We start from the raw sequence: 9763 nt of genomic DNA, 5'->3' as shown, positions 1-9763 counted from the left end.
CCGGCGCTCCCGCGCCGTTCGATCCCGATGGGATGATGGTAACATACGAGCATGGTGTTATTTAATCGTATGCTTCCATGATCTCACCGGAAGACCTAATTGTCAACCTAATTGGAAATACTCAATAGGAGCAACTAACGCACTTCAGGTCTTTAAGGTCAGTCTTCATAGTTCAGGGATATGGCGGATCGCTTTTGTTGAAGAACTTAAAAGGAAAGATAATGAATCCGATCGAGTCTTAGTAAGATGGAATAAACCGGGAGAGTTTACAAAGGGTTGGACACCAAGTATCGCAATATTAGTTCCATCTACATCAGCTAAGGAACCTTTTAGTGATCCCAAAGAAGTTGATGACCCCCGTATTGAATGGATTACCCCACCAACCTTCGAAAACAAACTTCTTTTTAAGATACTTATTTCTAAGGCAGAAATCCATGATAATATTTGGGATTCTATTGCTTTACCCTCGGATCAACTTGTTGCTTGTTTAAAAAAGAAAAATGGAGATAAAGTTTGGCTTGCTCTTCGAGAAAATAGAATGACGCCCATAGAGGCGGAAAAGATTATTGATGTCATGTCTAAGACAAAAATCCACTTGAAACCAGGTAGCGAACGGGGTTCGATTCACTCATCGAGGGCGCTCCTGGTAGTATCTGAAAAAAACCCAACCACCGCAACTCAACCTACCATATTCGATATCGCCCTCGGAAAAGAAAATATAATTTATGACCCACATACCTAAAATTCGATCTACACAAATACTTAATGCAGAAACTTATGAACAAACAACTACTTAAAGATGCGCTGGGGTGGGGCTTTGTGCTCTGGCTTATAGGCTACGCGCTGGGCATGATTCTTTTCGCAATGGTGCCGCCTTCTCTTATTGGCTGGGTTATCATGCCGATCGGGATAATTATCACGCTTTGGGTATTATTTAAAAAAGTAAAAGGAAATTATTTTCAGTATTATGTGACGTTGGCCATAGTATGGACGGTGATTGCCGTGGTATTTGACTATTTCTTTATCGTCAAAGCACTGAAACCAGCCGACGGCTACTATAAGCTCGACGTCTATTTGTATTACGTGTTGACCTTTGTGCTGCCGGTAATTGCCGGATGGAAGAAAAAGGCGATCCAGAAATAATAATAAAATATACTTTAGAAAAATATGAACAACGCAGAATACTGGAAAAATAAATGGGCCGCGCGCCCGATGGAGCCTCCGAATCGCTTCGCGGTGCGCGCGTATAAATTTATACAAACAAAAAAATTTAAAACCATCCTCGACCTCGGCTGCGGCGCCGGGCGCGATGCGCGCTATTTTTCGCGAAAGGGGCTCTCAGTAACCGCGATTGACCGATCTTCAAGCGGCATCCGCGCCATTCAATCCCGCAATTCGCGCATACACTGCATCCCCGGCGACATGCGCACGGTAAAACTTAAGAAAAATTCCTTTGACGTCATTTACGCTCACCTTAGCCTCCACTATTTTGACAACCGCACCACCCGCCGCATATTCCAAAAAATCCACCGCGCCCTGAAACCAAAGGGATTATTCTTTGTAAAATGCAAATCCATAGACGACCCGCTCTGCGGAAAGGGAAAAAAAGCGGGACCAGATATGTACTACTTGGGCCACGTCCGCCATTTTTTCTCAAAAGCGTACATGGCCGAGATGCTTACCTCCTTCAAGATACTCAACATCCGCAAAACTTCCTCTGTCTATCACCACTATAAATCCGCATTCATAGAAGCGGTAGCGACAAAATAATACTGATGAACCCAAATCCCTGCTCTTAGAAACGCTGTACAAATACCTTTCTTTTTGTTAAAATAGTGCATATGAACCTGCACCATTGGTCGGTAAACACAGAAGAATTTCGGAAAAAAAATCCGCGCGCGTACCAGAAATGGGCGCTCGAACAGCGGATCAATTTTGGCGTACAAACTCAAAAGGATGAAAAAATAAATGAAACGCTTCTGAAACAGCTCTGGCATCAACTAACGCTCGATCCGGCAAAGAAAGAGTACCTTGAACTCCTGTTATGGGACCAGCCATCCTCACTGAACGCCAAAAACAATTCCTGAATGAATTCGGGAAACAGCCTGCATTGACGGACAGATTTATCCTTACCGGCGGTACCGCGCTTGCCGGTTTTTATTATTTTCACCGGTGGAGTGAAGATTTGGATTTTTTCTCGACTCAAGAGATTGATCCGCTCGCTGTCAGCGCCTGGTTGCATACGATAAAGAAGGTCCTCCGATTCGATTCATTCACCTCACAGCAAAGTTTCAATCGGAATTTGTTTTTCCTCACGTTTCCCGATGGCGCACAATTAAAAACCGAGTTCACCTATTTCCCATTTCCTCACATCGAAAAACCGCTGACCGTAAAAAGCATTCGCATCGATTCCAAAATCGACATTGCCGTAAATAAAATATTTACGATATATCAAAATCCCCGCTCCCGAGATTTTATCGACCTCTACCTCCTTATGACGCGGGAAGGGTATTCGCTTGATGAACTGGTGAAGCACGCGCGGGTTAAATTCGATTTTCACATCGATCCACTGCAGCTCGGCGCACAGCTAATCCGTTTCCCCAAACTCAAAGACCTTCCTCGCATGCATATCCCCTTCAGTGAAGGGAACATTCACGCCTATTTTGTCACGTGCGCAAAAAGCCTCAAGAGCCAACTTTTAGACTAATGCACACCACCTTAGGGCGCCAGAAAAAATAACTTGTAGGATCATTCTGATACATTATGCCATTATTTCAGGCAAAGCAGTTAATCAAAGTGGGAAGTTATTTTTGCAGGGCGCCTTAGGTACACATATCATACGTAGAGGGTATCATTCAGATCCTTAGGCGTATGCCCCTCAATAAATCCTGACACGTGAAACACAAGATGCCAAAATTTAAGACAAGATAATTATAGAACATCACGAACCAAATGTATGAACAAAAAAAACAATCGTCTCCATGAATAAAGCATGGTGGGAAAAGATGGTAAAAGAAAAGTGCGGATTTACCGTGCCGTGGTTGGATTTGGATCCTGCGGCTGTGAAGAAATACGCGCAAGGAAAACTCGCGCGTGCGCCAAAACATTTAAATGAAATATTTCCTGCCTGCGTGCTTGAAAACGTGAAAGACAAAGACGTATTGTGTCTTGCGTCAGGCGGAGGCCAACAATCGGCGGTGTTCGGCATCCTTGGCGCGCGCGTGACCGTAGTGGATATTGCGGAAGGGCAACTCGCGGGCGATAAAAAAGCAGCCGCACATTACGGTTACCATGTTACGACTAATCAAGGAGATATGAGCGACCTCTCGATGCTGAAAAAGAATTCTTTTGATCTTGTCTATCAGGCGCCATCAATGGCATATATACCTGATGTGAAAAAAGTATACGCGGAAGTCGCGCGCGTACTGCGGCAAGGGGGGCTCTATCGCGCCGATGCAATGAACCCTCTTGCGCAATTTATTGATGAGACTTCATGGGACGGTACAGGCTACCGCGTCTCGATTCCTTACTCCGTGAAAGAGAAAAAGAGAGCAAGGGACAAAGGTGTCATTGAATTCCGCCATACGCTCGAAGATGCTTTCAACGGCCTGCTCGAATGCGGCTTCATTATCGAATACGTCCAAGAAGCCCCGCCAGATCTCTATCAGAATGGCACCCCAAAACCCGGCACCTGGGAACATTCTGAACTCTACCTCCCCGGCATGTTCACCATCCTGGCGAGAAAAAAGTAAGGAAATCGATAGCAAATCATAATTGTGAAAGAAACAGTTATGCCGCTTACACTGTCTGAAGTAGCAAAATCACCTAGCCTCCTCACGTTTGAAATTACTCTCCCTACCGGAGAAGACGTGATATTCCGCCCCCTTGAGCCACACGACGCAACACTTCTTGCCCAATTTCTCGAAGACCTATCCCCTCAAACACGTGAATTTTACACACTCGATAGTTATGATATACGTACCGCAAAAGAACTGTGCGATGCTATTAATCGTTATGATAAACTGCGATTCGTTGTTACCGATGAATCCGATGAAAAAATAATCGCCCTGTTTGAGTATAGCTTTGACATTCCGGAAGGCGATACGCAAAGATTTTTAAAATATACTATTACACTTGACCCTCACACCGATTGTAGATTTGGCCCTTGTATTGCTGACCGACTACAAAATCGAGGGATGGGGTCTGCTTTATTTCCTATCTGTATTCATATTGCCCGTCAGTTTGGGAAAGAGCGAATCATTCTATGGGGAGGAGTCTTACGAGACAATCAAAGGGCGATTAAATTTTACGAGAAGCACGGATTTAAAATATTGGGTACCTTTAACAATAAAGACAATAAAATAACAATGGATATGATCATGAGCATAAGACAAAAACCTTGATGAATTACTTCATTATTATCCGAGGCCCGTTGGGATGTGGGAAGACGACTGTGGCGGAAACGCTTGCGAAGGAATTGAATGCTAAATGCTTTCAAGTTGATAACGTACTTGAAGCCCATAACCTAACCTATGACCACGAAGACGGTTATATCTCGCAAAAGAGTTTCCTGAAAGTGAATGAAATAATTGCTCCCCAAGCGAAGCAGGCTTTAGATGACAGCATGCCCGTCATTTTTGATGGCAATTTTTATTGGAAATCCCAGATTGAAGATTTAATCAAGCGCCTCGTCTTCCCCCACTACGTCTTCACCTTGAAAGCGCCCGTGGAGATCTGCATTGCACGAGACGCGAAAAGAAACCCCCCACACGGTGAAGACGCGGTCCGGGCGGTGTATAATCAAACTGCGAAATTCGATCATGGCACAGTGATTGACGCGACCAGGCCGCTTGAGAAATGTATTGATGAAATACTCACGAAGATATCAGTCGCGAAATAAATAATTGAACCACATGCACACGACGCTTGCTGACAACCCAGAAACCCTCGAGTGGATGTCTCCTCTTGAGAAGAAATTCCGGAAAACGTTTCCTAAGATCATAGGACAATTGCCATTACATAGTTTTTTGGACAAAGAGTCGTTTGTGGTCGAATGCTTTTATACTGGGCAAAACGTCGGCTCTGTGGTGTGCAAGGTAAGGGACAAAAGTGGAACGTATATCGTTAAATCAATTTCTGATCCCCAAAAGCTACTGATCGAAGTTGCATTCTTACAGCGCTGGCACGAAGTGGGAGCAAGGGTGATCAAGGTGCTGGAATTAATCAAACCGAATAGTGATTTCGATGCATGTGTCGCAATACTTGAATACATACCTACAGGAACCACCGAAGATATTCTGCGTGAGTCGAAGAAGTACCAACTGTCCGTATATGAAAAATTGGGCAATGGGCTCGCTCTCATGCACCGGGCAAAGGGTATAGATTTTGGCGATGTTGTTGATGTGGATAATTTCAAAGGGCAGCACCCAACGTTCAGGGAAGAAATAGAGTCAATGATTACTCCTGAAAAGCAAGAGCTGTTGACTGCAGAAAAATTATTAACCACAAATGAGAAACACCTTATCTCAATTGCCATCACACTCGTAGAGAATGACTTGCGATCGGGAACACAGCCATCTCTCATCCACGACGATCCAGGGGTACACAACACGTTTGGCATTGAAACAATTACATTTTTTGACCCTGATCCGAAAATCTCGCACCCGCTCATCGATCTGGCAATTGCGTGTGTCTGGGCGATGATCGCAACGGGCGATCAAAGATCGCTCACTGCATTGGCGCGTGGTTACCAGTCTGAATCCCCTTATAATGAATCGGCATTGCAGGCGTGCATATTCTTAAAACTTCTTGAAAAATGGCAGTGGTGGCTCTATCGGGGGAAAAGCGAAACGTTCGCGCTTGAATGGATAGAAAAAACAAAACCGCTTTTATGGAATGCGCAAACACAATTGAATTCCATTACCCGTTAATACATATGTCCAAAGTCTACGTAGCTGATTCCAAAATCCAAGGCAAGGGAGTGTTTACGAAGCAGACAATCGCAAAAGGCGAGATCGTGCTCGCCATCGATGATTCGCGCATCGTGACTGACGACAATCCATTGCGCACGGACAAGGGAGAAACCGACACCCACTGCGATTGGTTCCCCGACAGCACGGTGATTTATATGCAGGAGCCGGAACGGCATATCAACCATTCATGCGACCCCAATACCTTTGTGAAAACGATACACGGTATCCGCTACGTCTTTGCCCTGCGCCCGATTGCGAAGGATGAAGAAGTGACGGGCGACTACTGCATCAACGGCATCGGCGACGTCGTCTGGCAGTGCAATTGCGGAGCAAAGCGCTGTCGTAAAACCATTCACTCCGACTTTTTCCATCTCCCCAAAGAACTCCAAATCGAATACTTGCCGCTCTTGGACAATCACTACGTCAAATATTATAAAGACAAAATCCGACAACTCGTTGACGAACAGCTTACATAATAATCTACGCCAATAGTATGCCCCTTAGTAAATCTTGGCGCTTGAAACATAAGATGCCAAATCCGCCAGCGGGCGGACCAACGGAAGCACAACGGCTGAGATGGCGCCTTGCGCATGCGAAGCGCTGCGCGTGCAAGCCGATACCTGACAGCCTGAAAAAGGAACTCATGAAGAAACGCGAGAAAAATTAAATACTATTAATAAAAATTGCACTCTGGTTCCTATAACAGGAGTGTTTTTGTTATGTTATACTAATGGCAACGATAATGTTCACTATGCCAATGTCAGCACATAATCCTCTACCCCGCACACTTCTCCATAATAAAGCAGAAAGGATAGCCCGAGAAGTAGGCTTTGCGCTTGGCCGCGAAATATACCGTGGTGCGTACTATACCCCAGACCGCGTCCGGAATATAATCTTCGAAGGCACGCTTAGGGGAGAACCCGCCCTGCTGAAACTCTACGACGACCCGCGCATCACCTACGAACCGCGTGACCAAATCGCGTTCAACCGGATCAATACGAGCACAATGCTTGTAGCGCCAAAAGTCTATCGCTATAAAATACTCTCGCCGCATAAAGGATGGCTCATCATGGAAAAGCTGCCCGAAAAAGGCCGTTTCTTTAGTCAGCCAGTAGCTAATAAAAAAGAATTTGCCGCACTGTATCTGGAATACAGGACTCATTTCCCCCTTAAGCCTACACGCCCCTTAACGCTTGCGGAGCGGCTGCCTGCCGATGAGTTTCATCACTATCGCATCCACCGCTGGTTCGAGCTTGCGCACGCGCAAGAAAGCGCGCGGCGAAAGGCAATGCTTGATCCGAACGCATTCCTGCCAAGATACGCACAAGCGCTCAAATGCATCCGGCAGGAATTCAAAACGCGGAAGATGGTCTGGTGCCACGGCCATTTCAAACCGCATGAACTCTACAAAATACATAACCAAAACCTTTATTACCTTACTGATTTCGCCCACACGCATTTGTATCCCGAAGGGTATGAGTTTGGATTCATCATCTGGGCTGATTGGTTTATGTCCGCCGACTGGCGGCTGCCGTATGGAAAATGGAAAAAAGGAGTGGATGAGTGGATGCGCGTATTGCGACCTGTCGCTGATACGCTGGGAATTAAAAAGTACGGCCGCCTGATCGCGGCGAGCTTGCTAGAGAGAATACTGGGGACTATACTCGCCGACATCACCGCGAGCGAGAAGCCAAGAAAGGAGCAAGAAAAAAGAGTAACCTTACTTTACCGCCTCTTAAATGATATCCTTAACATAGAGAGGAAATGGTAATGAATTACACTTTCGGCATTTCTCAAATCGGTAGCGTCGGAGCTTGTCTCCGACCAATCAGTGGCAGACAAGCTGCCACGCTACTATAAAACCATTGAGAATCCGATACGAGAACCTATTGAAATAATGCGCCTCAAATACCCCAATATGCTTTTTGCGGCGGCAGGCGTCATCGCCGCGGTCGCGCTTACCCAGATAGACGCCTTTGCGGTCCTGCTCCACCGGCTGGGCACCTATGGGTATGTCGGCGCATTTTTTGCAGGCATCCTATTTTCTTCCACCTTTACCGTGGCAATCGCGACTGTGACCTTCTACTACATTGGCGAATCCCTCTCACCGCTCCTCACCGCGCTCCTGGGAGGCTTGGGTGCCATGTGCGCGGATCTAATACTCTTCCGCTTCTTACGTAATCATCTGTTTTCAGAACTCCAAATATTTTTTGCCGAACACCATTTTTTTGCCCTGCACCCGGGAAAAATCCTGCACACAAAAGTATTCCTTTGGCTCGGGCCGGTCATTGGCTCCCTTATTATCCTCTCGCCGCTTCCCGACGAGTTCGGCATCGCCCTTTTAAGCTACTATCGCTACGACATACGGAAACTCGCGCCCCTCTCATTCCTTCTCAATACCGTCGGTATCTACCTTATCGTTATGTTAGGCGCACTCACGGGGAAATAATTATCCGCGCACTATGGTCACCCTTATATTTGCGCCTCACGCAACCACGACGGATAATGAAAACGAGATTGCATCCGGCCACTATGATGTTGACCTTTCAGCGCTCGGCAGGCAACAAGCGCATGAGATGGGAGCGCGCTACAAGGACACTTCATTTGATGCGGTTTACACCTCAGACTTGAGGCGCGCCTCTCATACCGCAGAAATCGCTTTCAAGGGGCGCGGTATTCCCCTCATCAAAGACCGGCGGCTGCGCGAATGCGACTATGGAGCATGGACCCGGCGTTCCAAAGGCGAAGTGGAAGCAGAGCGCATACACCGCATCCAGGTGCCGTTCCCCCAAGGTGAAAGCTATACACAAACCACGGAAAGGATGAAACAATTTCTGCAGGATCTCCTCGCGCATTATGATGGGAAAAAAGTGCTCATCATCGGGCACCGGGCAACCCATTACGCGCTTGATCATATCATTCACCGCATACCGCTCGCGCACGCGCTCACCGCACATTGGCGCTGGCAACCCGGCTGGACCTATGCATTGCATGAAATAAATTTTAGTATGCCCAGTCATACAACATCCAATAGGGAGGCTAACCTTACGTAGAGAAAAAATTAATCATATAAAGGATTCTGGTAAAAGCATTACGCAGAATTTTCACGCCTCCCTCACCGACCGCCACACCTCTATTCTAAATCATACTATGCATCATTCCATCCTAGTCGCATTTATTCACTATAACCATTCAACGCCAGTCGTGTGTGGCGTTGGATGTTGATATACTGGGTATGAACACCTTAGAAGCGATCCATACGAGAAGAAGTGTCCGGCACTATCAGGATAAACCGATTGCCGAAAAAATAATAAACCAATTGCTCCGCGCCGCCATGCAGGCGCCGTCCGCGCGCAACGAACAACCGTGGCATTTCATCGTCATCACGGACAAAACGCTCCTCGCAGAAATCCCGCGGATACACCCCCATGCCGCGATGGCGCCGCAAGCAGCCGCGGCCATCCTCGTATGCGGCGACCCTGAACTCACCCCTGTACCAGGCTACCTCATCCAAGACTGCTGCCTTGCCGCGCATACCATCCTCCTTGCCGCACATGAACTGAGATTGGGCGCGGTATGGACCGGCATTTACCCCAGAGAGGAGCGCATGCAAGCCATGCGTGCTCTCTTCAAAATACCCGATCGCATCATACCGCTCGCGCTTATCCCCCTCGGCTATCCCGCAAATCTGGAAGCAAACGAAACGCGACAGCCAGAAAATCGCTATCATGAAGAACGTATCCATTTCAACGGGTGGCAGTGCAGCATATAACTTCTCATTGGCTTCGCCT

The 9763-nt window shown here is 46.9% G+C and carries 15 protein-coding genes; all 15 read left to right on the top strand.

All coding sequences use genetic code 11. From position 1 onward, the window contains the following. Positions 1 to 742: hypothetical protein (locus WC659_01480; GenBank protein ID MFA4872588.1), on the top strand; the 742-nt coding region annotated here is incomplete at its 5' end. A gap of 35 nt (positions 743 to 777) precedes the next feature. Then, positions 778 to 1143, top strand: coding sequence for a hypothetical protein (locus WC659_01475; GenBank protein MFA4872587.1), 366 nt, complete (start codon positions 778 to 780; stop codon positions 1141 to 1143). 24 nt (positions 1144 to 1167) lie between these two features. Then, positions 1168 to 1770, top strand: coding sequence for a methyltransferase domain-containing protein (locus WC659_01470; GenBank protein ID MFA4872586.1), 603 nt, complete (start codon positions 1168 to 1170; stop codon positions 1768 to 1770). A gap of 71 nt (positions 1771 to 1841) precedes the next feature. Continuing rightward, the gene (locus tag WC659_01465) at positions 1842 to 2087 is read left to right on the top strand and encodes a hypothetical protein (protein MFA4872585.1); all 246 of its coding nucleotides are present in this window, start codon (positions 1842 to 1844) and stop codon (positions 2085 to 2087) included. Next, entirely contained in the window at positions 2045 to 2707 is a 663-nt protein-coding gene (locus tag WC659_01460; GenBank protein ID MFA4872584.1) for a nucleotidyl transferase AbiEii/AbiGii toxin family protein, read from the top strand. The genes WC659_01465 and WC659_01460 overlap by 43 nt, the downstream gene beginning before the upstream one ends. A gap of 274 nt (positions 2708 to 2981) precedes the next feature. Beyond that, positions 2982 to 3752 carry a class I SAM-dependent methyltransferase gene (locus tag WC659_01455; GenBank protein ID MFA4872583.1) on the top strand — a complete coding sequence of 257 codons (771 nt, stop codon included), beginning with the start codon at positions 2982 to 2984 and terminating at the stop codon, positions 3750 to 3752. A gap of 24 nt (positions 3753 to 3776) precedes the next feature. Then, complete coding sequence (locus WC659_01450; GenBank protein ID MFA4872582.1) at positions 3777 to 4403, top strand: GNAT family N-acetyltransferase; 627 nt, start codon at positions 3777 to 3779, stop codon at positions 4401 to 4403. Then, complete coding sequence (locus tag WC659_01445) at positions 4403 to 4900, top strand: AAA family ATPase (protein MFA4872581.1); 498 nt, start codon at positions 4403 to 4405, stop codon at positions 4898 to 4900. The genes WC659_01450 and WC659_01445 overlap by 1 nt, the downstream gene beginning before the upstream one ends. Before the next feature lie 13 nt (positions 4901 to 4913). Next, a complete protein-coding gene (locus WC659_01440; protein MFA4872580.1) occupies positions 4914 to 5930 on the top strand; it encodes a hypothetical protein in 1017 nt (338 codons plus the stop codon). A 5-nt stretch (positions 5931 to 5935) separates the two neighbouring features. Continuing rightward, positions 5936 to 6448, top strand: coding sequence for an SET domain-containing protein-lysine N-methyltransferase (locus WC659_01435; protein ID MFA4872579.1), 513 nt, complete (start codon positions 5936 to 5938; stop codon positions 6446 to 6448). A gap of 17 nt (positions 6449 to 6465) precedes the next feature. Further along, positions 6466 to 6639 carry a hypothetical protein gene (locus tag WC659_01430; protein MFA4872578.1) on the top strand — a complete coding sequence of 58 codons (174 nt, stop codon included), beginning with the start codon at positions 6466 to 6468 and terminating at the stop codon, positions 6637 to 6639. 84 nt (positions 6640 to 6723) lie between these two features. Beyond that, on the top strand, positions 6724 to 7743 hold the full coding sequence (locus tag WC659_01425) for a hypothetical protein (GenBank protein MFA4872577.1): 1020 nt from the start codon (positions 6724 to 6726) through the stop codon (positions 7741 to 7743). A gap of 60 nt (positions 7744 to 7803) precedes the next feature. Next, positions 7804 to 8421 carry a hypothetical protein gene (locus tag WC659_01420; GenBank protein ID MFA4872576.1) on the top strand — a complete coding sequence of 206 codons (618 nt, stop codon included), beginning with the start codon at positions 7804 to 7806 and terminating at the stop codon, positions 8419 to 8421. Positions 8422 to 8434: 13 nt separating this feature from the next. Next, on the top strand, positions 8435 to 9025 hold the full coding sequence (locus WC659_01415) for a histidine phosphatase family protein (GenBank protein MFA4872575.1): 591 nt from the start codon (positions 8435 to 8437) through the stop codon (positions 9023 to 9025). A gap of 182 nt (positions 9026 to 9207) precedes the next feature. Beyond that, positions 9208 to 9744, top strand: a complete 537-nt coding sequence (locus tag WC659_01410) for a nitroreductase family protein (protein MFA4872574.1) — start codon at positions 9208 to 9210, stop codon at positions 9742 to 9744. Positions 9745 to 9763 lie beyond the last annotated feature (19 nt).

Source organism: Patescibacteria group bacterium (assembly GCA_041645165.1).
Classification (GTDB): Bacteria; Patescibacteriota; Patescibacteriia; order 2-02-FULL-49-11; family 2-02-FULL-49-11; genus 2-02-FULL-49-11.
The sequence above is the reverse complement of the archived record's forward strand: the minus strand, read 5'-3'. Positions and strand labels throughout refer to the sequence as shown.